This is a genomic window from Blautia coccoides (assembly GCF_034355335.1).
Classification (GTDB): Bacteria; Bacillota; Clostridia; order Lachnospirales; family Lachnospiraceae; genus Blautia; species Blautia producta.
The window spans coordinates 5304867-5330036 of sequence record NZ_CP136422.1; the positions used below are offsets into that span (position 1 = coordinate 5304867).

Below are 25170 nucleotides of genomic sequence, written 5' to 3' on the forward strand. Positions count from 1 at the left end.
GATAAAAAGATACCGCCATCTCAGTTTGAGCAATGGCGGTATCTTTTTGTCTCTGTTTTTCAGAATATTCTGTAATATTCTGACTTTTGTTATTTTATGCAAAATATTAATGCTTTTTTGTTGTGTTTTAATCCATTTTATGGTAAAATAAACTACACAACTGACAAGACGGAACATAAAACTTCAGGTACTTCATATGAGTAAGGGCGCAAACCAAAAACCAAATTTTTTAAGGAGGATTTCTATGGCAAAAAAACCAGAGAACAAAGCCCCGGAACCCATCAACAGCGTGGAAGCACTCAAGCAGCGAATCGCTTCCATGAAAGAAGCACAGAAAAAGTTTTCCGCCTTCACACAAGAGCAGGTTGACAGAATCTTTTTTGAGGCAGCCATGGCAGCGAATAAGCAGCGTATCCCGCTGGCAAAGCTGGCTGTTGCTGAGACCGGTATGGGCATTGTGGAGGACAAAGTCATCAAAAATCATTACGCAGCAGAGTATACCTATAACACATATAAAAGGGTTAAGACCTGCGGCGTAGTGGATCAGGACACCTCATACGGCATTAAAAAAATTGCTGAACCTGTTGGCATCGTAGGTGCGGTCATTCCCACCACGAACCCCACATCTACAGCTATTTTCAAATGTCTGATCTGTCTGAAAACCAGAAACGCCATCATCATCAGTCCCCATCCCAGAGCCAAGAAGTGTACCATCGAAGCAGCCAAGATCGTACTGGATGCCGCTGTAAAAGCAGGGGCACCGGAAGGCATTATCGGATGGATCGAGGAACCTACCATTGAGCTTTCCAATGAACTGATGAAATCCGTGGATGTTATCCTGGCTACAGGCGGTCCCGGAATGGTAAAAGCGGCATACTCCTCCGGGAAACCGGCCATCGGCGTAGGCCCCGGCAATGTTCCTGTTATCATGGACAGTTCCTGCGACATCCCAACTGCCGTATATTCTGTTATCCATTCCAAGACCTTTGACAATGGTATGATATGTGCATCCGAACAGTCCGTCACTGCAATTTCAGATATCTATGATGAGGTAAAGAAGGAATTCATAAAGAGGGGATGCCATGTACTGAACAAGACAGATCTGGACAAGGTACGCAAGATCATCCTTACAGAAGCCGGAACCGTCAATCCCAAGATCGTAGGCCAGCCTGCAGCGGTCATTGCCGAGATGGCAGGCGTCACGGTACCAAAAGAGACGAAGATCCTCATCGGAGAGGTAACTTCTGTGGATGTCTCTGAACCTTTTGCACATGAAAAATTATCACCTGTCCTGGCGCTTTATAAAGCAAAGGATTTTGATACTGCCCTTGACATGGCTGACCAGCTGATCAAAGACGGCGGCTATGGACATACTGCATCCCTGTATATCCATCCCTCCCAGACAGAGAAGATGGCGCAGCACGCAGACCGCATGAAGGCCTGCCGTATCCTGGTCAACACCCCATCCTCCCACGGAGGTATCGGTGATCTCTATAACTTCAAGCTGGCTCCGTCCCTGACCCTGGGCTGCGGTTCCTACGGCGGCAACTCTGTATCTGAGAACGTAGGTGTCAAGCACCTGCTGAACACCAAAACCGTTGCCGAAAGGAGAGAGAACATGCTTTGGTTCAGAGTCCCGGAAAAGGTATATTTCAAGAAAGGCTGTCTGCCGGTCGCTCTCGATGAGCTGAAGAACGTATACGACAAGAAAAAGGCCTTCCTGGTAACTGATACATTCCTCTATCAGAACGGCCACACAAAGCCGATCACAGATAAACTGGACGAGATGGGGATACCGTACAGTTGTTTCTTTGATGTAACACCTGATCCCACCCTGCAGTGTGCACAAAAAGGCCTGGAGCAGTTAAACGCCTTCGGTCCTGATGTGATCATTGCCCTGGGCGGCGGTTCTGCTATGGACGCTGCCAAGATCATGTGGCTCATGTATGAACATCCCGAATGCAATTTTGAGGACCTGGCTATGGATTTCATGGATATCCGCAAGAGAGTCTTTGAATTCCCGAAAATGGGCGAAAAGGCAATGATGGTATCTGTCCCCACCTCCTCAGGTACCGGTTCAGAGGTGACGCCTTTTGCTATCATCACAGACAAGACTACGGGAACCAAATGGCCTATCGCAGACTATGAACTTCTGCCGAATATGGCCATCATAGATGTAGACTTCATGATGAGCCAGCCAAAAGGACTGACAAGCTCCTCCGGTATTGACGCACTGACTCACGCCTTAGAAGCATACGCCTCTATAATGGCCACCGATTACACAGACGGTATTGCGCTGAAAGCAGTACAGCTTATCTTTGATTATCTGCCATCCGCTTACGAGAACGGCGCTGCTGACCCCATTGCAAGGGAAAAGATGGCCAATGCCTCCACGCTGGCCGGCATGGCTTTTGCCAATGCTTTCCTGGGCATCTGCCACTCTATGGCACATAAGCTGGGCGCCTACCACCACATCCAGCACGGTATTGCCAACTCCCTGCTGATCGAACTGGTCATGCGCTACAATGCAGACCCGTCACCGGTTAAGATGGGCACCTTTTCACAGTATCCCTATCCGCATGCAAAAGAGAGATACTGCGAGGTTGCGCGATTCATCGGCATCAAAGGCAGAAATGACGATGAAGTGTTTGACAATTTCATCGAAGCCATCGCCAAACTGAAAGAGAGAGTTGGGATCAAACGTACCATAAAAGAATACGGCATTGACGAAAAAGCATTCCTGGCTACCCTGGACCAGATGGTTGAGGATGCCTTCAATGACCAGTGTACCGGTGCCAATCCCAGATATCCGCTGATGTCTGAGATGAAAGAACTCTATCTGAAAGCATATTACGGGGAATAATTCCTCTGTAATAAATGGGGAGGTCCGAATTCGGACCTCCCCTGTTTAAACTCCCCTTCAGACCTACTGAATAGCTAGCAAATCTCTTCTATAAAATATCTGTGTATTCCCGGATCACCGGTAAGCTCCGGATGAAAAGCCAGCCCTAACTGGCTGCCATAGCGTGCTGCCGTTATATTCCCTTCTGTGACGGCCAGGATTTCCACATCCTCTCTGACTTTTTCTATATAGGGCGCCCGTATAAAGGTCATAGGGAACTGGCCCACTCCTTTCACTTCCTCCACAGTCTGAAAGCTTCCCAATTGTCTGCCATAGGCGTTGCGCCTGACAGTAACCGGCATGGTTCCGAAGCATGGCTCCCCTCCATCCACGTTCTCAGCCAGCAGGATCAGTCCGGCACAGGTTCCCATGACCGGCATACCGTCCTCAATACTTTTTCTGATGGGATTCAGAAGCCCCAGCTCCCCGAGCAGCTTTTTCATAACTGTGCTCTCACCGCCGGGAAGGATCAGAGCGTCCAGGTCTTCTCGGAAATCTTTTCTCTGCCTGATCTCTGTACAATCCGCCCCCAGGCTTTCCAGCATATCTCTGTGTTCTGCAAAGGCACCCTGAAGTGCCAGAATACCGATCCTCATCATTTACCTCTCTCAGCCATGAGCAGCTCTATTTCCTGCTCATTGATACCCACCATAGCTTCACCCAGGTCCATGGACAGTTCTGCTATCATTTTTGCATCCCTGAAATTTGTCACAGCCTTTACGATCGCCGCTGCCCGCTTCCGGGGATTCCCGGACTTAAAGATACCGGAGCCTACAAAGACTCCCTCTGCCCCGAGCTGCATCATCAGCGCCGCGTCTGCGGGAGTTGCCACGCCGCCTGCTGCGAAGTTCACAACAGGAAGCCTTCCATGCTCTCTCACATACACCACCAGATCATAGGGAACGGCAAGTTCTTTTGCCTTATTGTATAATTCATCCTCCTCCATAGAGGTGATCCTGCGGATTTCCCCCTGCATCAATCGCATATGGCGCACAGCCTGGACCACATCTCCTGTACCCGGCTCCCCCTTTGTGCGGATCATGGATGCCCCCTCATTGATCCTGCGCAGTGCCTCTCCTAGATCTTTTGCCCCACAGACAAAAGGCACTTTGAACTTCCTCTTGTCTATGTGATATACGTCATCCGCAGGGGATAAAACTTCGCTTTCGTCTATGTAATCAATCTCTATGGCCTCCAGGATCTGTGCCTCCGCGAAATGTCCGATCCTGCATTTTGCCATAACCGGTATGGATACCGCGGACTGGATTCCCTGGATCATTTTTGGATCACTCATCCTTGCCACGCCTCCTGCGGCCCGGATATCCGCAGGTATCTTTTCCAGCGCCATTACTGCGCAGGCTCCCGCCTCCTCTGCTATCTCCGCCTGTTCCGGTGTGGTCACATCCATGATGACTCCGCCTTTCAGCATCTGGGCCAGTTCTTTATTTAACTCATATCTGTTTTCCATTCTTATCTCCCTTTCTGCTTTTCCCTTTAAAGTGAATGTGATAAACTCATACCCATATCAGTTTAAACATCTTCCCGGGATAGACATGTGTAGAATTTATGATGTTATGAATTATATCTGCCATCTGTCCTTTTTACAAATGCCAGTTCTAACATTTTTAACCATGCCAGTTTTGCGTAAAGGGAAAAAAATACCTCTCAGGATTTTACACCTGAGAGGTTATGTATCTGTTGATCTGCGTTTTTACTCTACCTGCTGCTCACCTTCGCCAAAGAAGTAATGAGCCGCGCCATTTTCCAGTTTCACGCCTTTTGCCTCTGCCAGTTCACTTACAGTTACCAGCTTGTAGCCCTGTTCAACCAGTTCCGGGATTGCCCGGATCGCGGCCTTCACGGACCACTGATGGATGTCATGCATGAGAACTACAGAACCATCCTTCACGTTATCCACAGTTACCTGATAAGTCTGGTCTTCACTCTTGGTTGCCCAGTCTCTTGTATCAATACTCCACATGATAAGCGGCATGCCAATTGCGGCCTGTACCTCCTCATTATACGCGCCTCCCGGCGGACGCATAACCGTTGCAGGTTCCCCTGCTGCTTTTTTGATCGCATCATTGGTTCTTGTAACTTCGTCCGTTACCCCGCTGGCACCTAATGTAGTCAGGTTTTCATGACTCCATGTATGATTACCCAGCTCCATTCCGGCATCCTTTAAATCCTTCACAATTTCAGGATATGCCTCTGCCTGAGGCCCCAGCATGAAAAAGGTAGCCTTGGCATTATTTTTTGTGAGACAATCCAGCAGTTCTTCCGTATATTCCCCCGGACCATCATCAAAAGTCAAAGCAACCATTGGCCGCTTCTTTGTCTCGTCGTATTTCCCGCTGTCATCAAAAAAGTAGTCCTCACCGTCCAGCTCCAGCCAACCGGTCTTCATGTAGCCGTTCTCATCAAAATAATACTTAGAGCCGTCGATCTCTTTCCAGCCGTTTTTGAAAAAGGTTCCATCTGTGTCACGGTACCACCAGCCCTTGTCGTCCTGCTGCCAGCCCATCACACCTGAGGATGTCATCTTTGACAGATCCGCCGCTCCCATAACCGGCTGCTTCGTCGCCGCTGTTGTGTCCTCCTGGGTAGTTGTCTGGGCTTTAACCTCCACAGCTCCCTCTTTCGGAACCCCTGTCTTTCCCGAAATCAGTTTATGTATGCCCGTCCCCACAAGTCCGATCACCAACACCAGCACTGCTGCCATAGCTACCAGGCGCATTATCCTTCGTCTGCGCATCTGCCGCTTCTTTTCGAGTCTTCGTCTGCGCATGCGTTCCTGCCTTCGCCGCTCGTACTCCAGATCTCTTTCGTCTTCCATCATTATACTCCCATCTCCACTTACACTAGATATTCCATTTCATGATACCTTTTTTCTCGACAAGTTGCAACAGCAAATCTCTTAATTTTCCTTAAACCGTAAAAATTTCTTATTCTTATTATAATGTATTTTTCTAAGTTTGTATAGTCTAATCTTTACTATTTTTATCCAATTATGTCATATAAAAAATCCGGAAAGAAAATTTACACTTGTCAGACCGGCTGACACCAATTTTCCCTCCGGATACTTCTATACACATGCTATTTGTTCACATGCTTTTTTCTATTCACATGCTATTTTTCACCATTTCTTGTATTTGGTCCTTTATGCGCCTCTCTTTAAGATTCTGCCTGAACGTTTGGGCTGATTTCCCCTTTTTCATCGTCAGACTTTCCAAAATAGTTTTTCGTCTCCGAGAATACCACACGGCTCAGCGCCACCAGTGCGATCAGGTTCGGAAAAGCCATCAGAGCATTAAAGATATCCGCAATGTTCCACACCGCCTGCACCGTCATATACGGCCCGATAAAAATTGCCAGAATATACAGCCAGCGGTACCCTTTTACCACCTTCCTGTTCCTGTTAAACAGATATTCAATACAGCGCTCCCCGTAATAGTTCCAGCCCAGGATCGTGGTAAATGCAAAAAATACCAGACACACCATCAGAACCACAGATGCCACCACCGGCGGAAACGGCAATCCCTTCTGGAACGCCGCAGTGGTGATTGCCACGCCCTCCAGTCCTGTATTCCAGGTGCCTGTCACCACGATGGAAAGGCCCGTCATGGTACAGATCACAATGGTATCAATAAAAGTACCCGTCATGGATACAAGTCCCTGGCGTACCGGGGAATCAGTCTGTGCCGCTGCTGCCGCAATCGGCGCACTTCCCAGGCCTGCCTCGTTGGAGAATATACCCCTGGCAATTCCCTTCTGCATGGCAACCATCATAGTACCCATGGCTCCGCCTGCCAGGGCACTGCCGGAAAACGCACTCTTTACGATTGCCAATGCCGCAGCCGGGATTTCTCCCAGATGGGTCACTATAATAATAAGCGCAAATACAAAATACAATACAGCCATAAACGGCACTACAACCTGGGAAACCTGCGCGATCCTCTTCAGTCCGCCGATGACCACCAGGCCTACGCATACAGTCAGGATAAGGCCCGCAATGACAGTCGCTATGGAGTAACTTCCTCCAAACAAAGATATCGTGTTGGCTTTTTCCGGGTCAAAGAAGTTGCAGACCGCAGAGGAAATACCATTTACCTGGGTAAAAGTACCGATTCCCAGAAGGCCCACACCTGCCCCGAAAAATGCAAAGATTTTAGCCAGCCATCTCCATCTGACTCCCATACCATTTTCTATGTAATAAAAGGGTCCGCCCAGCACATGTCCGTTCCCGTCAATGGTGCGGTATTTGATTGCAAGCACCCCCTCGGCATATTTGGTAGCCATTCCGAAAAAGGCTGCCAGTACCATCCAGAACAAAGCTCCCGGGCCGCCTGCCGCAAGGGCGGTTGCCACTCCTACAATATTTCCTGTACCGATGGTGGCTGACATAGCTGTGCAGAGAGCACCAAAACTGGTCACCTCACCATTCCCGCTGTCTTCATTCTTAACCATGAACTTCAGCGCTTTCCCCAGATGCCGTATCTGCAGAAAACCCATTCTCAAAGACAGATAAATCCCTGTGCTGAGAATTAAAATTATCAGCGGCGGTCCCCAAACCACCTCGTCAAACCATGCGATAAAACGATCCAATTGCTGCAAAACTACCTGTAACATTTCTTCTTCCGTCCTCTCTTTTTTACATATTTTCTTCCGTTTAAAACGAAACAAAAAAAGACTGTGGCTTTCCACAGTCTCCATAAGAGTACGACAAAATATATACAAGATTTTACCTTTGTATACTCTGTCCTTTTGCCTGAGAGATTGGCAGCTAATGAAACTGCCGTACACCTTCGGCGCTCTTACTTGAGACTCTCCAGAGCCGTTGTTTTCACAACGTTTTATACTTTACCATATTCGCCCTGCAAACACAAGTGTTTTTTTCAGAACAACGTTTCCTTTTGCCGCTCCGGTTATAATACCATGATATAACGTTTTTCCCCGGACAGCATAAACGCAGGGACTGCAAAAAATGCAGCCTCTGCGCAGACTTAGAATCTTTCTTTTTTATACATGCAGTGATCAGAATTCTATATTCAACGCCTGCTCCTTCACATGATGTTTCTCCGCGAATCCGGTCAAAAACAGGGTCAACGCCCCGTCTCCTGTCACATTGCAGGCAGTTCCAAAGCTGTCCTGAAGCGCAAAGATGGTAAGCATCAGCGCTGTTCCAGTCTCGTCAAAAAGAAGAACACCTGTGATCAATCCCAGGGAAGCCATAACCGTACCTCCCGGCACTCCCGGCGCTCCGATGGCAAACACGCCCAAAAGCATGCAGAACAGCACCATCATCCCCACAGACGGCAGCTCGCCGTATAATATCTTGGATACCGTCATGACAAAGAACACCTCTGTCAGAACAGAGCCGCACAGATGGATATTGGCAAATAGCGGAATGCCGAAGTTCACCATATCTTTCCTCAGTACCTTTGATTTTCTGGCGCCCTCGAGTGCCACTGCAAGGGTGGCGGCGCTGGACATGGTACCCACAGCAGTCAGATAAGCAGGGCCGTAATATTTCAGCACTTCCAGTGGATTTTTCCCTGAGTATGCACCGGCTATGCCGTAGAGCAGCGCAAGCCAGATGTAATGTCCTGCCATAACGATAACAATGACTTTCAGGAACACAGGGAGCTGCTTTGTGATCGTTCCCTCATATGCCAATCCGCAGAAGGTTGACGCGATAAAAAACGGCAGAATAGGAATGATGAATTTTGTCACGATCTTCAGCACGATTTTCTGGAACTCATCCAGGATCGCTGTTGTATAGCGGGCTTTCGTCCACGCTGCTGCCAGACCGAGCATAATGGAGAATACCAGCGCACTCATAACCGGCATGATCTGGGGAATATCAAGCTGGAACACCACATTCGGCAGTTCCTTCAGCCCCTCCACCTCAGACTGTATGGACAGATGAGGGATCAGTCCGTAACCCGCTCCCATTGCCATCAATGCAGCCCCGATAGAAGAAGTATAGGCTATAACCAGCGCCACTCCCAGCATCTTAGAGGCATTGTTCCCCATCTTGGTAATGGACGGCGCAATAAATCCGATGATGATCAGAGGAACGCAGAAGGTGATGACCTGCCCCAGAATATATTTGATAGTTACCACTACATTCATAACTGCCTCATTTGCAAAAAGGCCGATGACCATACCCAGGACTACGCCGATCAAAAGGCGCACGGGCAGGCTTTTCAATAATTTTTTCATCTCAATTCTCCTCTCTTTTTTTCCTATTTGTTTATCCCAGTATGCCCAGATGTTCCAGTAATATTTTCAATCCGAGAAGCACCAGGATAATACCGCCGGCAAGTTCCGCTTTGGCTTTGTATTTCGTCCCAAAGACATTGCCTACTTTTACCCCAAAGACGGAACAGACAAATGTGACAAGACCGATAAAAGCGGCCGCCGGCACGATCGCCACATCCAGAAAGGCAAAAGTGATTCCCACCGCCAAAGCATCAATGCTGGTTGCCACAGCCAGTGGAAACATAGTTTTTGCATCCACCCCTGCCACGGGACAGGATTCCTCTTTGTCCAGGGATTCCCGGATCATATTGATACCGATAAATCCCAGCAGGATGAACGCGATCCAATGGTCGATTGCGGTTATCTTATCTTTGAACTGTACGCCCAGCAGATAACCGATCACCGGCATCAAAGCCTGGAATCCCCCAAACCAAAGACCTACGGCTGCCATGTTCTTTATCCTCAGCTTCTCCATGGAAAGCCCTTTGCATATGGAGACAGCAAAGGCATCCATGGACAGGCCAACCGCCAATGTAAATAACGTAAATAAATCCATAGTTTACTCCTGTTCATATGTATTCTGTTATCTTGTCATTGTATTGCCCATTATACTATACGGAGCAGGTTTTGTAAAAATGTTTTTTTCGCGTTTTTTTCCAGGGAAAAGGCGTTTTTTTCTATTTACCAAAACGAATTCCCTGCTTATAATGGAGAAAATGGAGAAATTTAGTAAAGGAGAATATGATATGTTGAAAGAAACGTTCCACAACCCGCTTCTGCCCGGTTTTTATCCGGACCCATCCATCTGTCGTGTGGGGGATGATTACTATATGGTGACCTCATCTTTCGTGTACTATCCCGGACTACCTATATTCCACAGCAAGGACCTGGTCCACTGGGAACAGATCGGTCATGGCATCCACAGACCTGAACAGCTCAATTACAAAAACTGCGAAACCAGCGAGGGACTTTGGGCACCCAGCATCCGATTCCACAAAGGAACCTTTTATATTATTAATACGTTCGTTTCCGAAGGACGTGAAGCAAAACGTGATAATTATATCATAACAGCTAAAAATCCTGCGGGACCGTGGAGTGACCCCATTGTGGTGGAGGGAGCCGACGGCATTGATTCCAGCCTGTTCTTTGACGAAGACGGATCTGTCTGGTACGTGGGAAATTTCATCAGTGATGAAAAGCTCTACGAAGGGCATCACGGCATTTACTTAAATGAACTGGACCCTGAGACACTGCAGTTCAAAGGACCCAGGACTATAATATGGGATGGCAAAAAAACCAGGAGCAAATGGATCGAGGCTCCCCATATCTATAAAAAAGACGGCTATTATTATCTGTTAGTGGCAGAGGGCGGCACCTTTGTAACCCACAGTGTACAGATGGCCCGCTGCCGCACCATTGACGGGGATTATGAGATCTGTCCCAGAAATCCCATTGTGACCCACCGGCATATGCCGCTTTTAAACCCTATTTCCGTTACCGGACATGCTGATATCGTAGAGACCCAGAACGGGGAATGGTGGATGGTACTGCTGGCTGTACGCCCTTATGAAGGCGGGCACTACAACCTTGGCCGTGAAACCTTTATGGTTCCTTTTGTATGGGCAGAGGACGGCTGGCCTATGATCGACAACGAAACAGGACTCGTGCAGGAGGAGGAGCGCCTTCCGAAGCTGCCGCGCACCGTATATCCTCTTATGCCGGAGTGTGACAACTTTGAGGATGAAGCTCTTCAGATGCAGTGGAATACCATTCACCCACCGGTGGAACCTTTCTATTCTCTCACAGAACGACCCGGATATCTGCGGCTCATGACAAGACCACAGGTGATGGAAGAGATCTGTACTCCTTCTTTTGTGGGACGCAGGCAACGCCATAAGAGCTTTCTGGCTAAAACTGCCATGGAATTCCATCCGGCCTCAGACTGCGAAGAGGCAGGGATCGCACTGGTACAGGATGACCGCTTTCACTATCTGATGGTCATGAAGAAAAAGGGCACCACCCCTTACCTGCAGTTCTACAAAACAGAAAACGGCTGCCGTACTCTGGTAAAGGAAACCGAGCTTAAAGACAGCAGACGTCTTTATCTAAGTGTTCAGGGAAACACTACGGACTATGATTTTTACTACGGATACAGCGAGTCAGAAATGATTCCTTTCCTGTCCGGTGTGGACGCCTCTCTTTTAAGCTCTGTTGTAAACAACGGCTTTACAGGCGTTTATCTGGGCATGTATACCAGCTCTGCTCACGAACCAAGCACCAGCTATGTTGATTTTGACTGGTTCCAGTACCAGGGAGAATAAAAGAGACTGCTGCCTGCAGGATTCCCATGCCGGAGCACAGGTTAATGTGCTCCGGCATGATCTAAACACAACGGCAGCATTTTTCTAAATAAGAGAAGAAAAGGCATCCAGATTCTCCTGCAGCATCCGGAAAAATTTCTCCGCATGATAGCCGTCATTTGCCACATGGTTAAAGTTTCCGGTCACGGGCATTTTAATCCTTCCGTCTTTCTCCTGATATTTTCCCACTGTGATGAATGGGATGTAGCTTTCACTGCCTGACTCCGGATTTACGAAAGAGGCCGGGCGCACATAACAGATAGACTGGTATGACGTGTTGGGCAGAATGGTGATATCCACACATCCCGGAACAGGTTTTCCGTAATAATACAGGGAACTGCCGTTCTCCGCCTTCTCTTTATCTTCCAGAAATGCCTCATAAAACCTCTTAAAATCACCGCTGAACTCTGTGACCATATGGGTGAACAGATGCCCTTCCCCTCTCCGCATAAGCGTGTAACACGGATTCAGCCGCTCATAATACCCTATGGACCCATCCACCTTTGCAAAGCGGAAATCCGCATCACTGTTTACCGTATTGGCAATGCACCAGCAGACAGACGGATAGAACTTATATCCCTTTCCATGTATGCCTTCCAAAAATCCTGTCACATCCACCTCTGAAGTCAGATTATAGGTATATCCTGCAAAGCGCTGAAATATTTCTTTTCTCTCCCAGTTCTCAAGATCAATTGTGTGAAACATAATTTCCTCCTTTTTCCGTTGGGTCTTTCTTACAGAATAGCTTTTTTCACCGGGTAAAACAAGCAGTATTTTTCATATAGACAGCAAAAAAGGTATCGCTTTTACGCAATACCTTTTTTCCTATGTCAAATCTATTAGTCTACGCCTCCGGCGTTAAAAAATCCATCTCGTTGTCTCAGATACATCCATGGTAATGCCAGGACCCATCTTCGGATATATAGCTGAAAATACCAGATCCACTGCGAACAGGGCGACCAGCACAACACAGAGAACCACTTTTGGCGTCTTCGGGATTTTTCTGAACAGGTTATCCATTGCAGGTGCGGCTATATAGAGAATCACACATGCGCCTACGGCAAACAGTGTCAGAACTTCCAGACATACCCTTCCGTTAATGTTAAACAGGCTCTCACTGTAATCCCAATACTTTACGCCCCGGAACTGTTCCAGTGCCCATCCTGTGGTATATTCCAGGATACCGCTTCCTATGTACGCAAAGACAAATACATGAACCGGCTTTGCAGCAAATCTTTTCAAAAGCACCAGAGTCATCACACCGCCCACACCATATATGGGAAGCCACGGTCCCCATGTGGTGCCCCTGTTGATGATCGCTCCGTCCATGAAAATATGAAGAAATACTTCCCATAGCCATCCTACGGTTGACGCAGAAAAGAAAAATAATATTAAACTTGTCAGGGAATAGGCCCTGTCATATTCTGCTTCTATAAATCTTTCCTGTGCAAACTGTCTTCTCACACCCTCTGAGATTCTTACCACCATGTCTCTAGCCATTTCTTTCCCCTCCTTCTTTTTTCCTTTTCTTTATTATGGCTTTATCTTACCAACGAAAAAACAAGAAGGAATTGTAAAAATCCGAAAGAAATTATAAAGATATTATTTAAAAATTCCAAAACTTTATAAAGTTCATACTCTAATAGGCACTTTGCAATTTATGCCCCGGCTAGTGTTTCATGGGAAGGTATGATATAATGGCACCAGTGGATCAAGGGTATCTGCTTGAACTTGGCTGCTGTTTTTACTTTAAATTGAGGAGGATCTATTATGAAGCTTGATAAAATACACCATGTTGCCATTATTGTGTCTGATTATAAAAAATCCAGGGATTTTTATGTAAACCAACTAGGATTCGAGATCATACGGGAAAATTATCGGGAAGAGCGGGACGACTGGAAGCTGGATCTGCGTCTGGGTGACTGTGAGCTGGAGATATTCGGAGTAAAAAACCCACCGGCCCGTGTAAACCGCCCTGAGGCCTGCGGACTTCGCCACCTGGCCTTTGCTGTCGATAATATGGAGGATGCCGTTGCTTGGCTGAACGCAAAAGGAATCGAGACAGAACCTGTCCGCACCGATGATTTTACAGGAAAAAAGATGACCTTCTTTTTTGACCCGGACGGTCTTCCCCTGGAACTGCACGAATAAAAATGTGACCTTCTGTCACATTTTTATTTTTACGGTTGTCCCCTCTTCCTCTGAGGATTCGTAGTCCATCTTCCACCCATGGAGTTTTACGATCTCATAACATAGGCCGATTCCGTAACCGTTGCGCTCAGCCTCAGCTCTTGGAAACTCATGATTCCGGTTCAGGTAGTTTAACTTCTGCTTTTCTATATATTTTCCGTCATTCCATATACAGACACAGTTGTCCGAGGCAGTCACGGTCACATGCTTCCCTGCTTTTACGGCATTACTGATCAGGTTTTTAAACAGACAAAGGATAAGAGAGCCGTCCCCCTCTATGACGTCCATGTGATTTTCCACATGAATGCCGGGATATGCTTTTTTCATCTCACCAAGCAGTTCCCGCATCTGCAGCCTCTGGTATTTTATATTCCCTTCTCTCAGGTTTCCCATGACCAAAAGTCTGTCCACAGTTTCCCTGAGACTGCCGGCCTCCTTTACGATCTGTTCCCCTGCAAAGAAACGGTCCTCCTCTGTAATATTTCCCATCTGGATATACTGTCCATAGCCCTGCAGTACAGTCAGAGGTGTCCTCAGTTCGTGGGCAATATTATTGATCGGCATATAAATCTTTTTCATGGTCATGTAGAGCATAGTGCCTATCACTGTCTCCAGAAGCAGGGCTGTAACCAGGAAATACAGCAGTCTTCTGCTCTGCCCCCGGTATAAATCCTGAATGTTCTCCATATACACCACCTCACAGCCTTCCTCCCCGGTTCCTGCCTGACCGATGATGACTGCATAGCGTTCCCCTTTATAGGTCACAATATCCGCATTGCCCATAATCCCCACGCCCGCCGGAAGGTGGTTCACAACGGTCCTCTCCCCGCGGCTCACGTTGATATAAGTTCTATTCCGGTAATAGCCCTGCCCCAGGTAAAGCAGCTTCTCCTCCCCATCCTCTGAACCCATCAGCCCTTCTACTGTATAGGCAAACTGCTGCTGTCTTTTTATGACATCGTTCATGCGGGTTTCCAGATCATTTTTAAATCCCATGGTAGCCAGAAGAAGCATGGACAGATTCAAGATCACCAGAAATAGAATATACGCTGCCAGATAATTTTTCTTCCAAAGCTGCATATCATATCTCCAGTCTGTATCCGTATTTGAATACTGTCTTGATATAATCCTCGAGTCCCAGTTTCTTCCGTATCCTCTGGATATGCACATCCACAGTTCTGTCATCTCCGAAAAAATCCATCCCCCAGGCCAGATCCAGAAGCTGGTTTCTGGAAAGAGCTATATTTCTGTTGACCAGCAGTACCCGCAGAAGCTCGAACTCCCGGTTGGTAAGCTCCACATCCGCCCCGCCTCTGGTGACCCGGTGTCTCTCCACGTCTACCCTCACCCCATCAATGGCAAATATCTTTTCTTCCCTGTGGAACCTTCTGAGCACTACCTGGACCCTGGCAACCAGCTCTTCCATGGCAAAGGGTTTTACAATATAATCCTCCGCGCCGCTGTTCAGCCCTCTTACTCGGTCTGTGACCTCATCTCGGGCTGTCACGTAGATGACCGGAACATCCCCTATCTGCTCCATCACCTGAAAGCCGTCCATATCCGGGAGATTAATATCCAGAAGTACGATATCCGGTTTTTCATTTACTGCTGCCCTGAGAGCCTCTCTGCCGGTGTATACCTGACAGCATTTGTGGCCCGTCATGGTGAGTGTTCTTTTCATCAGCTCATTTATGGACCGCTCATCTTCCACTATTAAAATATCTGCCATTTGTATCTGCCTTTCTGTCAGTTTTTCGGATGGTCTGAGGTGTTATAGGCGTTTTCTCCTATAGCGACCAGATCCTCCGCTGTCAAATCCTTTATCTTTGCACTCTCTGCATCCAGTCCGTGTTCTTCGCAGTAGGACTCAATGACCTGCTTTCCCCCGTTAAAAGCATAGATATCACCAAGATAGGTTTCCAGAGAGTCCATGCCCTCTCCCTTTTCCGTCAGGAGGGGTTTTCCTCCCATCTCATTGAGAAGCCAGAGAGCCTCTTCATAATTCCTCATTTCACGGGTGACATCTTTCATGGTGACACTGTCATAATCCAGACCGTATTTTTCACACACCTGTTTTACGATATTCTGGTCTGTCACCGCCTCTTTGTACAGCGTATCCTCATCCCAGGGTATATAGACTGCCGTTTCATCCTGTGCCAGTTTCTCCTCTGCGGCCTCTTTCACCTGCTTCTCTGCCGCGTTCTGTCCGTAAACGGCTATGGTCCCCGCTGCCGCAGTGACGCACAGGGTTACTGTGACAGCCGCCGCTGCTGCCTTATGCTGTTTTAATTTTTTCCACATCATAATTCTGCCTCCTTTTCCTGAATCCTGTTTTCTTTTTACATTTACAGCATAATCTACCCATGTTGCAGAGTTATTACAGACTTTCACAAAAGAATTATATGAATGATTAAATTCAGAAATATTTTCATGCCTCTTCTTCTCATCATACTATAACTTAGAAAAAAGAACCATACCGCACACATCCATGCAATATGGTTCTTCCTCTAAATTTTAAAATGCATCTCTTATCTGTTCTGTCAGCGCGTCCACATCCGCTGATTTTACCAGGAAACGCTCACTGCCGTTAATGGAAACACTGTCATATGTATCATCATAAGGATAATATGTCAGCTCTACATCAGGGGCATCCTCTGTGTTCCTTTTAAAGACTACCTGCAGCTTCACATCCCTGCTGCCTTTTTGCAGGCCGCCCTCCTCTATCTCCGAATCCAGCATTACACTTAAAAGAGCCTGATAGACGGCTGTAAAGTCCTCTTTTTCCACTTTCTTTCCGTCCATTTTATACTGGTCCCCGCCCGGTTCCATGGTGTGCTCCTTGCTGTCGGTCTTGATTTCCACACGTTCCACGGTTTCAATGTTGACCAGCGCCGGAATCTTCAGGATATAGTCAAAAGGATTCAGTCCATAAACCGCATCCAGCAAGGCGGAAGGAATCTTGTACACTACGTCCTCATATCCCTCTACTGCCACATAGCGGTTTCCCTCTCCGTCTTCACTGCCTATGAGAAGAGTTGCGGTACTGTCCGCATACTTTGTCTTCTTGGCAGTATCCGCATCCATGGTATTCACAAAATCAATGGTCATAATGGTGGAGGTTCCTGTGATTCCTGTATCCACACCCTCCTCCACTGCCACCGGAGCCGTAAAATCCATTTCCTTCAGGATATCAAACAGCGTGTACATGGTTTCCGTGTTGACTGTGACGATCTCATCATAGGGGTTTAGTATCTCCCAATAATCAAAATCCATCTTATAATCAGCCGGCTCTTTGGAGAGATTAAAAATTTCGTTTCCGTCCTGTACCAGCACAAGCCTGCGGACACCGTCCGGGATGAACTGAGGATGTTCCGACACTGCTGTCCCGGGTTTCTCTTCCGCGGCCTTTGCTTCACTTTTTCCCTTTTCCGTCTCTGCTTTTTCTGTCTTTTCCCGGGACGCAGATTCCGCTTTTGTCTCCTGACCGCAGCCTGAGATCACTCCGGCTGTCAGAGATGAGACGATACCCAAAATCATCAGTTTCCGTAAAATTTTCCTCATATTCATCTCTCCTGTCTTATAAGATCACATCCAGCTCCACTGTTTTTCTGCCTGTCAACTGCTCACTTCTTGCATCCGGCTGAGAGGTTCCCGCAAACAGTTTAAAGTGTCTGCTGTCAATATGACGTTCGCCTGCCTCATCCACCACATTCATGGCTACATTGGCAACTGTCACAGTAATGGTCCTGCTCTCACCTGCTGCAAGGGACACACGCTTAAATGCGCACAGGCTGTAATTACGCACTGCAAGGGGGGATTCCATATCCTTGATATAGATTTCCACCACGTCTTCTGTTGCCGCGCTGCCCTCATTTTTAACGGTGAGCTTCACTTCAATATCTGACTGGGCTGTCACCTTTCCTGTGATCTCTGCGTCCGTCACTTTTACATCGCCGTATGTGAGTCCGTAGCCGAATGGATAAAGTGCCTCTTTTTCCATATAACGGTAGGTGCGGTTCTTCATGCTGTAATCGGTAAACTCCGGCATTCCCTCTAAATCCCTGTAGAAGGTGATCGGAAGTTTTCCTGATGGTGAAACTTTGCCAAACAGCAGGTCTGCCACTGCTTTTCCGCCTCTTGCGCCCGGATACCATGCGAGCAGGATACCATTGCAGTTTTCATCCGCATAGTTCATATCAATGGCACTGCCTGCCATAAGCACCACGATAGTAGGTTTGCCCACAGCAGTCACCTTTTCTATGAGTTCCTCCTGTACTTTCGGCAGATGAAGGTCGTGTTTGTCGCCGGAGGCATCACTGTTTCCGGTATCTCCCTCCTCACCTTCCAGAGACTCATCCAGTCCCACACAGAGAACTACCACATCGCTGTGCTCTGCTGTGATAACTGCTTCTGAGATCCTGTCCTGGTTCCAGGCCAGATTTTCCACTTTGTCTTTATACAGATGGCAGCCCTCAGAATAGAGTACACGCACATCATCTCCCACTTCATCCTGGATACCTTCCAGAACTGTGATATATCTGGATGAGGTTCCGTGATAGTTTCCGATAAGGGACGCACGACTGTCTGCATTAGGACCAATGACACCGATGGTCTTTAGTTTAGATTTATCGAGAGGCAGAACACCGTCATTCTTTAAAAGAACACAGCCCTTTCTTGCCATATCCAGAGCTTTTTCCACATGCTCTTTGCACTCAACCACTTCATACGGAATATTGTCATACTCACTTCCGTCAAAAAGTCCCAAAAGGAAACGGGTTGTGAACAGTCTCTCCGCTGCCAGTGTGATATCCTCCTCTGTGATCAGTCCATCCTCAATGGCACCCAGAAGATGCAGATATGTATTGCCGCAGTTTACATCACATCCCTTTTTCAGCGCAAGGGCAGCGGACTCTCTGGCATTTTTCGTCACCTTGTGGTTCTCGTGGAAATCTTTGATGGCCCAACAGTCAGAGGTGAAATGTCCTTCAAAGTTCCATTTTCCCCTGAGAACTTCTTCCATCAGATAGGTATGGCCGCAGCACGGCTCTCCGTTTGTTCTGTTATAAGCACCCATGACAGATTCCACGTCAGCCTCTGTGACCAGAGCCTCGAAAGCCGGCAGATATGTCTCCCACATATCCTTCATGGTTGTCTCAGCATCGAATTCGTGACGGATGGATTCCGGACCGCTGTGAACTGCGTAATGCTTGGCACAGGCTGCGGCTTTCATCACTTCCCCGTCACCCTGGATGCCTTCCACAAATTTCACACCTAATCTGGATGTCAGATACGGGTCCTCTCCGTATGTCTCGTGGCCTCTTCCCCAGCGCGGGTCACGGAAAATGTTTACATTTGGGGACCAGAAGGTCAGTCCTTTGTAGATATCCCTGTCTCCGTGTTTGGAATACTCATTGTACTTTGCACGTCCCTCTGTGGCAATGATATCGCCCACCTTTTTCATTTCCTCGTCGTCAAAAGCCGCTGCCATACCGATGGCCTGAGGGAACATGGTTGCCACACCTGCCCTTGCAACGCCGTGCAGAGCCTCATTCCAATAGTTATAGGTGGGGACATCCAGACGTTCCACCGGGGATGCGTCATACTTTAACTGGGATGCTTTTTCCATCAATGTCATTTTAGATACCAGTTCTCTCGCTTTTTCTCTGGCGGCTGCTCTCTCTTTTTTGTGGTCTCTCATCAATCTTTCTCCTTTAATTTTTTATATTCCGGAACCATTTCACATGGATTCCCGTTTTCTGTTTTCATCTTACACCATACGTGACGGGGATGCACATATTTCCTTGCTGTTTCCTGCTCATTTTTTGCGTTTGGTTATTATTCACGGACCCATGAACAGTAACTGCGTTTGTCCTCTCTGCGGCAAAGTGTATCTACTGCAAAAAGGTATGGCACTATATACCTTTAAGCATAGTGTACCATACCTGTATTCCAACCGTAATAAAAAAAAGTTACTTCCTTCTATAAATTTCCGCCTTTCTCCTATACGAAATGCTGTATCTCCTCCCTGTACTTTGTGGGGGACTTTCCTGTGTGCTTCTTAAACGCCAGAGAGAAGTAATTCGTATCCCGGTATCCCACCATCATAGCAATTTTTCCGGTCTTCATGCTGGTGGTTTCCAACAGAGATTTTGCCTTCTCTATGCGCTTTCTCACTATGTATTCGTTGCAGCCCTCCTTTGTCACACGCTTAAAAAGTCTGGAAAAATAATTGGGCGTGATATACAGGCTTGCCGCGATATTGGATACGGAAAGCTCCTCTGTCAGATGTTCGTCTATGTAATGCTTTGCCTTTGTTATGATCTCATGGACATTCTCTTCCTCTTTGCACAGAAGCTGGGAGATGAACATGCGTGTCACCTCACATGCCTCCTCCCTGTCAGCGCAGATGAGACTTTTTGAGAGGGAATCCAGTTTTCCCGATTCCACCTCCCCGGAATCTCCCAAATAGGAAAAATAGAGGGCAGACGCGATCTCAAAACAGTTTCTGCGCACCATAGCCGGTGACAGATTATAGGACTGGGTCGCTTTTGAAAATGTATTAAATGCTTTCATGACATAATCCGTATTTCCCACATTTGCGCACATGATACACTTTAACTCCGCATAGATATCTCTGAAAATATCCGCCTTATTCTGCGCGCCGAAGGTCTGTACAATATCACGTATTCCCTCTTTTTCATTGTCCAGCAGATAACGGGCGTCATTGTAAGAGATGAAGAGATTGCAAAATCCATGCACTGCGCTGCCCACCACCATCTTGGGTTTTACGTCAAATTCATCCCTGAGGATATCTGACAGTTCCTCAATGGCATCCAGCACCACGTCTCCCGTCTCTGCCTCGAACCAGGCGATGGCAATGGTGCTGTCATCGTCTGAGAAGGTGATTCCCCTCTCCTGGGCATCCACCATGCCCATGCAGATATTTTTCACAGACATGGCCTGGAAGTTCTCTTCCGCCGGCTGCTGATTCATATACAGAGTGGGCACGATCAACATGAGCTTTAGATCACGTTCTGTATCAATGTGATAATATTCTCTCAGATTATCCATAATGCCGCACATATCCTCCCGCTTGTGCACCAGATTCCTCATGTAATGCTCCAGCTCTGTCTGTTCTGCCGTTCCCTGGGTCCTCTGGAGAAGTCTCAGATTCTTTTCCTCTGCTTTTAAGTCCTCCAGATAATTCACCTGCTTGCTCACAGCCCTCGCAAGCTCCTCCTCCTCAATGGGCTTCAGGAAAAAGTCCTGTACCTGAAGGCGGAGGCTCTGCCTCGCGTACTCAAAATTATCATATCCTGTGAGCACGATGACCCTAAGCTCGGGAACTATCTTCCGTGCCTCCTCAATGAGTTCCAGACCAGTCATCTCTGTCATCTGGATATCAGAAATCATAATTTCCGGTTTCTTCTCTCTGATGATACCCAATGCTTCCTTCCCTGAGGCCGCGTCGTACACTTCACTGATTCCAAGGCTCTCCCAGGGCAGAACTTTTTTCATGCCCAGGCGAATCATTTTCTCGTCGTCAACAATCAAAATTTTATACATGAATCATCTCTCCCCGTATGATACCGTCTTCCACTTGTGTCACATAAGGCAGGCGTATCTCCACTGTCACCCCGCCGGATTCGTTTCTCAGATAGTAAAGTCCGAACTCCTCCCCATAGAGAAGCTCAATCCTTTTATTTACATTTCTCACACCATAGCCAAAAGAATCGTCATATTCTGAGAGATGCTGGTTCATCTCATCAATCTGCTGCTGGCTCATGCCGGTTCCCGTATCCGCCAGGGTGATGAGGACATCGCTGCTTCGCTTTCTCACTTTCAGGAATAAGCTTCCTGTCTTTCCCTCCTTCACCTTGATTCCATGGTATATGGAATTCTCCACCAACGGCTGCAGTGTAAGCTTAGGGATCATCACATCGGATGCAGCCTCCTCCACGTCAAATTCACTTCCGATAATGTCATCATACCGCATATTCTGGATGATCAGATAATTTCGCACATGTTCCAGCTCCATTTTCAGCGGGATCACATCATGACCGCCGCTTAAACAGATGCGGTAATACTTTGCCAGAGCCTTCACAAGCGTAGATATCTCTTCATTGCCGTCCACCATGGCCTGCCAGTGGATACACTCCAGGGTATTGTACAGGAAATGGGGCTGTATCTGGGACTGGAGGGCATTAAAACGGATCTGTTCTATCTGATGCTGCTCCATTTTCACCTGGTCCATAAGTACCAGGATCTCCTCCATCATGGAGTTAAACCCAACTGCAAGCTTGGTAAAATCTTCCCCCATATGTTCCACGTTGATACGTGTTTTCAGGGAACCTGACGCCACATCGTCCATTTTCCGCACCACCTTGTCCAACGGACGGTATACCTTGCTGATGATACGCTTGACCACCATAAGGCTCAATGTGAGCAGAAACAGCAAGATGAATGCCATGAGGAAAATGGTCCGGATACTGGATTTGTAAAGCTCCATCATAGGCACACTGCTCACTACATAGAAACGCCAGTCGGAGACCTTCTGGTAGATATACAGCCTGCCGTCCTTACTAAAAGTGCCGGATACTCCCTTCATCTTTGGGATAAAGTCCACATTCGTCCCAATCTTCTCCTTATCTCTGGCGGAGATCATCATTCCATCTGTATCAACCACCATGGACTCCAGCCTTTTTGAACTGTCGTATTCCAGGATCTGCTGCAGACTCGGATCTGTAAAGTTCATACAGAGAAGCCCCAGCTCCCCCAGTACCCGGTTCGTGTCATAGATGGGGAAATAAATATTCAGCGTATATTTACTTCCGTTAAAATACGCATTGTTGAAGCACATCTTAATAGAGGTGTCCTGCACCGTTTTGCACTGTTGGGAGTCAAAGGTGTAAACCTGGGAAAACTGTGCGGCTGATATGGCGATCTGCCCCTTGTATATGTAGTCATCCGGGGACTTTCCCACAATGGCAATAAAATTCATATCTGAATGCATGTTGGAAATACTCGCCAGTATATTATACGCATTGTTTTTCAGCCCGCCTGTCTCTTTAGAAAAATTAGCCGTCTTCAGGTACTGCTGAATGGATGTGTCCATAACTGTGGCGATTGCAAGTGTTTTATAATTGTCCAGTGAGCTTTTAAAGTTTTCAGCCGTTGTGCTGTTCTGTGCTTGCAAAAGCTCTATGGACTGCTGTTTCATGGATGTGACAGAAGATATTGTGGATACCACCAGTACAATAAGTGTGGTGGCTATAATGGATACCGTCACAAGAAGCTGCATTTTTCTGTCAAATTTCCATCGGCTTATTTTTTCCATCCACTTTCTCATAAATGTTCCTGCCCTTCTACTGTTTTCTGTCCTATATCATACCATATTCCACAGCCAATTTGTGTCTGAAAATTGTTTTTGCCAAGCCTTGCATCGCAATTTACGGGAAAGCATTTTTTCTCAGTCAGAAAAAGCTGCCGCCTGGATATACATCCGGCAGCAGCTTTGAAGTCACAGCAGCACTCAGCCTTTAACAGCTCCTGCAGTCATACCTTTTACCAGCTTATCCTGGAAAATGATGAACATGATGATCATTGGCAGAAGAGTCAGTGTCAAAACAGCCATGATCATAGGTGTATTCATAGAGTACTGGCCCTGGAATTCCCAGATTGCCAGAGGCAGGGTACGGTTGGCAGATGACTGTGTCAGTGTGTAGGCAAAGGAGAACTCATTCCACATATTTACACCGTTGTAAATTGCCAATGTAGCAAGGCCGGGTTTTGCCAGCGGAAGGATCATAGAAAAGAACATCTGGATCTTGCCGCAGCCGTCGATCTCAGCGGACTCTTCAATCTCCCGCGGAATCTCTTTCATAAAGCTTGTGAGAATAAAAACAGAAATAGGAACCGCAAAAGCGATATAAGGTCCAATCAGTGCCCAGATACTGTCATACAGACCTGTACTTTTTGCCATCTTGAACACAGGGATCAGGGTAATATGCACTGGTATGGACATACATGCCACGATCAGCGCATAGATCGGATTGGCCAGTTTAAATTTAAATCTTGCAAGCGGATAGGATGCGCAGGAAGCAATAAACAGTAAAAGTATCAGGGAGATAGCAAGAACGATCACACTGTTTTTAAAATATGTACCGAATCCGCCTTTTAACACTTCTGTGTAGTTGTTCCAGTTCAAGGCATCCGGAAGCTGGAACACACCTTTTGTCAGCATCTCAAACTTCTCTTTGAAAGAGTTCAATACCATAAATACAAAAGGCATAAAGGATACTGCCAGCCAGAAAATCGCCAGAATAAAGGCAACCGTCCAGGCTGTTACACTTTTTACTCTGCTCTTCTTATAATTATCCATTTTTTCAGTCCTCCTTCTTTCCATTTAACAGCTTCATGGTGATCAGGGATACCATACTGATCAGGATAAACATACCGCCGGCTACTGCGGAACCATAACCCATATTAAACGTCTTAAAGGACTGCTTATACATATAGGTTGCCATCAATTCCGTAGAGGTTCCTGGACCGCCGCCGGTCATAACATAGATCAAATCAAAGTATTTCAGAGATCCTACCATGGAGAGGATCGCCGCACTCTTCATGGATGGAACCAGAAGGGGAAGTGCTATTCTCCAGAAATACTGTCCTCTGGTGGCTCCGTCAATCCTTGCCGCTTCAAATACATCATATGGAATGTTGGTAAACGCTGCCATAAAGTACACCATATAGAATGGGGTGAACTGCCAGCAGATGACCATGATAACCGTCAGCAAAGCTGTCTTGGGATTTCCCAGAAGGTCAATGTTGCCGCCTCCGAACCAGCCTGAGATGGTGCTTACGAGACCGCCGTTTGTTGCCAGTGCATATGTAAAAAGAAAACCGATCGCAACAGATGACATCAGCAGGGGAATAAACCAGATAACCTTAAAAGGAGTAAGTTTCTTCCCTCCGAAATCCAGGAATGTTGCCAGCGCAAGTCCAATGGGGATCTGGATACAGATAGATAAGATCATAATGATAACATTGTTCTTGAACGCAACCCAAAAGCTGGTATCTGCAATAAGTTTTTTCCAGTTTCCGATTCCGATAAATTTCTTAGCCGCGGAGATTCCGTTCCACTGGTAACCACTTGTAATAAAAGTATCTACGATGGGATAGAAAATAAATATTACCATTAAAATGGTGACCGGTGCCAGGAAAAGCGCCGCAACTCTTCGTGTGTTTCTCTGCCTCATCTGGGCCAGAGAAATACCTTTTTCATTCATAATAGAAGCCCTCCTTTTTGTTTCTGAAATCTTTTACGTAACTGTTTCGTTACCCTTTCTTTTCTTATTATATATACTAACAAACCGGGTACTGAAAAGACATAGAACAATCTACGCATTATCTATAAATATTTGTCTTTTAAAAACAGAAAAATCATGTACTAGA

Annotated in this window: 20 protein-coding genes and 1 riboswitch; of the genes, 3 read left to right on the forward strand and 17 right to left on the reverse strand. The window is 47.0% G+C overall.

Annotation, left to right across the window (positions count from 1 at the left end):
• Window positions 1–244 precede the first annotated feature (244 nt).
• A complete protein-coding gene (adhE, locus tag BLCOC_RS23860; RefSeq protein WP_115623566.1) occupies window positions 245–2863 on the forward strand; it encodes a bifunctional acetaldehyde-CoA/alcohol dehydrogenase in 2619 nt (872 codons plus the stop codon).
• A gap of 74 nt (window positions 2864–2937) precedes the next feature.
• Here the strand turns inward: adhE and pdxT are convergent, their stop codons facing one another.
• The 6 genes from pdxT to BLCOC_RS23890 form a co-directional block, all read right to left on the reverse strand.
• The gene (gene pdxT, locus BLCOC_RS23865; RefSeq protein ID WP_115623567.1) at window positions 2938–3498 is read right to left on the reverse strand and encodes a pyridoxal 5'-phosphate synthase glutaminase subunit PdxT; all 561 of its coding nucleotides are present in this window, start codon (window positions 3496–3498) and stop codon (window positions 2938–2940) included.
• Entirely contained in the window at window positions 3498–4370 is an 873-nt protein-coding gene (pdxS, locus tag BLCOC_RS23870; RefSeq protein WP_115623568.1) for a pyridoxal 5'-phosphate synthase lyase subunit PdxS, read from the reverse strand. Before pdxS ends, pdxT begins: the two co-directional genes overlap by 1 nt.
• A 243-nt stretch (window positions 4371–4613) precedes the next feature.
• Window positions 4614–5741: a polysaccharide deacetylase family protein gene (locus BLCOC_RS23875; RefSeq protein WP_029471219.1), complete on the reverse strand. Its 1128-nt coding sequence runs from the start codon at window positions 5739–5741 to the stop codon at window positions 4614–4616.
• A gap of 335 nt (window positions 5742–6076) precedes the next feature.
• The gene (locus BLCOC_RS23880) at window positions 6077–7531 is read right to left on the reverse strand and encodes an alanine/glycine:cation symporter family protein (protein WP_115625480.1); all 1455 of its coding nucleotides are present in this window, start codon (window positions 7529–7531) and stop codon (window positions 6077–6079) included.
• 117 nt (window positions 7532–7648) lie between these two features.
• A riboswitch (glycine riboswitch) is annotated at window positions 7649–7744 on the reverse strand.
• Between the two features lie 192 nt (window positions 7745–7936).
• Window positions 7937–9127, reverse strand: a complete 1191-nt coding sequence (locus BLCOC_RS23885) for a dicarboxylate/amino acid:cation symporter (protein ID WP_115623569.1) — start codon at window positions 9125–9127, stop codon at window positions 7937–7939.
• Window positions 9128–9158: 31 nt separating this feature from the next.
• The gene (locus BLCOC_RS23890; protein ID WP_026255259.1) at window positions 9159–9722 is read right to left on the reverse strand and encodes a manganese efflux pump MntP; all 564 of its coding nucleotides are present in this window, start codon (window positions 9720–9722) and stop codon (window positions 9159–9161) included.
• A 190-nt stretch (window positions 9723–9912) separates the two neighbouring features.
• On the opposite strand from BLCOC_RS23890, the gene BLCOC_RS23895 reads away from it, so the two are divergent.
• Window positions 9913–11487, forward strand: a complete 1575-nt coding sequence (locus BLCOC_RS23895) for a glycoside hydrolase family 43 protein (protein ID WP_165907290.1) — start codon at window positions 9913–9915, stop codon at window positions 11485–11487.
• Window positions 11488–11571: 84 nt separating this feature from the next.
• Here the strand turns inward: BLCOC_RS23895 and BLCOC_RS23900 are convergent, their stop codons facing one another.
• A complete protein-coding gene (locus BLCOC_RS23900; RefSeq protein ID WP_029471221.1) occupies window positions 11572–12231 on the reverse strand; it encodes a CatA-like O-acetyltransferase in 660 nt (219 codons plus the stop codon).
• A 153-nt stretch (window positions 12232–12384) separates the two neighbouring features.
• Entirely contained in the window at window positions 12385–13026 is a 642-nt protein-coding gene (locus tag BLCOC_RS23905) for a putative ABC transporter permease (protein WP_018593183.1), read from the reverse strand.
• Between the two features lie 270 nt (window positions 13027–13296).
• Here BLCOC_RS23905 and gloA2 point away from each other — a divergent pair, with 270 nt between their 5' ends.
• Window positions 13297–13677: an SMU1112c/YaeR family gloxylase I-like metalloprotein gene (gene gloA2 / locus BLCOC_RS23910; RefSeq protein WP_115623570.1), complete on the forward strand. Its 381-nt coding sequence runs from the start codon at window positions 13297–13299 to the stop codon at window positions 13675–13677.
• Between the two features lie 15 nt (window positions 13678–13692).
• Here gloA2 and BLCOC_RS23915 read toward each other — a convergent pair whose 3' ends face one another.
• The 9 genes from BLCOC_RS23915 to BLCOC_RS23955 form a co-directional block, all read right to left on the reverse strand.
• Window positions 13693–14796: a sensor histidine kinase gene (locus BLCOC_RS23915; RefSeq protein ID WP_165907289.1), complete on the reverse strand. Its 1104-nt coding sequence runs from the start codon at window positions 14794–14796 to the stop codon at window positions 13693–13695.
• 1 nt (window position 14797) lies between these two features.
• Window positions 14798–15445 carry a response regulator transcription factor gene (locus BLCOC_RS23920; RefSeq protein WP_029471224.1) on the reverse strand — a complete coding sequence of 216 codons (648 nt, stop codon included), beginning with the start codon at window positions 15443–15445 and terminating at the stop codon, window positions 14798–14800.
• Window positions 15446–15462: 17 nt separating this feature from the next.
• Window positions 15463–16020, reverse strand: a complete 558-nt coding sequence (locus BLCOC_RS23925; protein ID WP_115623572.1) for a hypothetical protein — start codon at window positions 16018–16020, stop codon at window positions 15463–15465.
• A 210-nt stretch (window positions 16021–16230) separates the two neighbouring features.
• A complete protein-coding gene (locus tag BLCOC_RS23930; RefSeq protein WP_115623573.1) occupies window positions 16231–17277 on the reverse strand; it encodes a hypothetical protein in 1047 nt (348 codons plus the stop codon).
• Window positions 17278–17293: 16 nt separating this feature from the next.
• Window positions 17294–19414 (reverse strand): glycoside hydrolase family 3 C-terminal domain-containing protein, encoded by a 2121-nt coding sequence (locus BLCOC_RS23935; protein ID WP_115623574.1) that lies wholly within the window; start codon window positions 19412–19414, stop codon window positions 17294–17296.
• 302 nt (window positions 19415–19716) lie between these two features.
• Window positions 19717–21282 carry a response regulator transcription factor gene (locus BLCOC_RS23940; RefSeq protein WP_029471228.1) on the reverse strand — a complete coding sequence of 522 codons (1566 nt, stop codon included), beginning with the start codon at window positions 21280–21282 and terminating at the stop codon, window positions 19717–19719.
• Window positions 21275–23065 (reverse strand): sensor histidine kinase, encoded by a 1791-nt coding sequence (locus BLCOC_RS23945; protein ID WP_029471229.1) that lies wholly within the window; start codon window positions 23063–23065, stop codon window positions 21275–21277. The genes BLCOC_RS23940 and BLCOC_RS23945 overlap by 8 nt, the downstream gene beginning before the upstream one ends.
• A 183-nt stretch (window positions 23066–23248) precedes the next feature.
• Window positions 23249–24097, reverse strand: a complete 849-nt coding sequence (locus BLCOC_RS23950; RefSeq protein ID WP_018593193.1) for a carbohydrate ABC transporter permease — start codon at window positions 24095–24097, stop codon at window positions 23249–23251.
• 4 nt (window positions 24098–24101) lie between these two features.
• On the reverse strand, window positions 24102–25004 hold the full coding sequence (locus BLCOC_RS23955; RefSeq protein WP_115623576.1) for a carbohydrate ABC transporter permease: 903 nt from the start codon (window positions 25002–25004) through the stop codon (window positions 24102–24104).
• Window positions 25005–25170: the final 166 nt, after the last annotated feature.

Coding starts and splice junctions, on each gene's coding strand:
- adhE (WP_115623566.1), top strand. CDS start 245: ATGGCAAAAAAACCAGAGAACAAAGCCCCGGAACCCATCAACAGCGTG.
- pdxT (WP_115623567.1), bottom strand. CDS start 3,498: ATGAGGATCGGTATTCTGGCACTTCAGGGTGCCTTTGCAGAACACAGA.
- pdxS (WP_115623568.1), bottom strand. CDS start 4,370: ATGGAAAACAGATATGAGTTAAATAAAGAACTGGCCCAGATGCTGAAA.
- BLCOC_RS23875 (WP_029471219.1), bottom strand. CDS start 5,741: ATGATGGAAGACGAAAGAGATCTGGAGTACGAGCGGCGAAGGCAGGAA.
- BLCOC_RS23880 (WP_115625480.1), bottom strand. CDS start 7,531: ATGTTACAGGTAGTTTTGCAGCAATTGGATCGTTTTATCGCATGGTTT.
- BLCOC_RS23885 (WP_115623569.1), bottom strand. CDS start 9,127: ATGAAAAAATTATTGAAAAGCCTGCCCGTGCGCCTTTTGATCGGCGTA.
- BLCOC_RS23890 (WP_026255259.1), bottom strand. CDS start 9,722: ATGGATTTATTTACGTTATTTACATTGGCGGTTGGCCTGTCCATGGAT.
- BLCOC_RS23895 (WP_165907290.1), top strand. CDS start 9,913: ATGTTGAAAGAAACGTTCCACAACCCGCTTCTGCCCGGTTTTTATCCG.
- BLCOC_RS23900 (WP_029471221.1), bottom strand. CDS start 12,231: ATGTTTCACACAATTGATCTTGAGAACTGGGAGAGAAAAGAAATATTT.
- BLCOC_RS23905 (WP_018593183.1), bottom strand. CDS start 13,026: ATGGCTAGAGACATGGTGGTAAGAATCTCAGAGGGTGTGAGAAGACAG.
- gloA2 (WP_115623570.1), top strand. CDS start 13,297: ATGAAGCTTGATAAAATACACCATGTTGCCATTATTGTGTCTGATTAT.
- BLCOC_RS23915 (WP_165907289.1), bottom strand. CDS start 14,796: ATGCAGCTTTGGAAGAAAAATTATCTGGCAGCGTATATTCTATTTCTG.
- BLCOC_RS23920 (WP_029471224.1), bottom strand. CDS start 15,445: ATGGCAGATATTTTAATAGTGGAAGATGAGCGGTCCATAAATGAGCTG.
- BLCOC_RS23925 (WP_115623572.1), bottom strand. CDS start 16,020: ATGATGTGGAAAAAATTAAAACAGCATAAGGCAGCAGCGGCGGCTGTC.
- BLCOC_RS23930 (WP_115623573.1), bottom strand. CDS start 17,277: ATGAGGAAAATTTTACGGAAACTGATGATTTTGGGTATCGTCTCATCT.
- BLCOC_RS23935 (WP_115623574.1), bottom strand. CDS start 19,414: ATGAGAGACCACAAAAAAGAGAGAGCAGCCGCCAGAGAAAAAGCGAGA.
- BLCOC_RS23940 (WP_029471228.1), bottom strand. CDS start 21,282: ATGTATAAAATTTTGATTGTTGACGACGAGAAAATGATTCGCCTGGGC.
- BLCOC_RS23945 (WP_029471229.1), bottom strand. CDS start 23,065: ATGAGAAAGTGGATGGAAAAAATAAGCCGATGGAAATTTGACAGAAAA.
- BLCOC_RS23950 (WP_018593193.1), bottom strand. CDS start 24,097: ATGGATAATTATAAGAAGAGCAGAGTAAAAAGTGTAACAGCCTGGACG.
- BLCOC_RS23955 (WP_115623576.1), bottom strand. CDS start 25,004: ATGAATGAAAAAGGTATTTCTCTGGCCCAGATGAGGCAGAGAAACACA.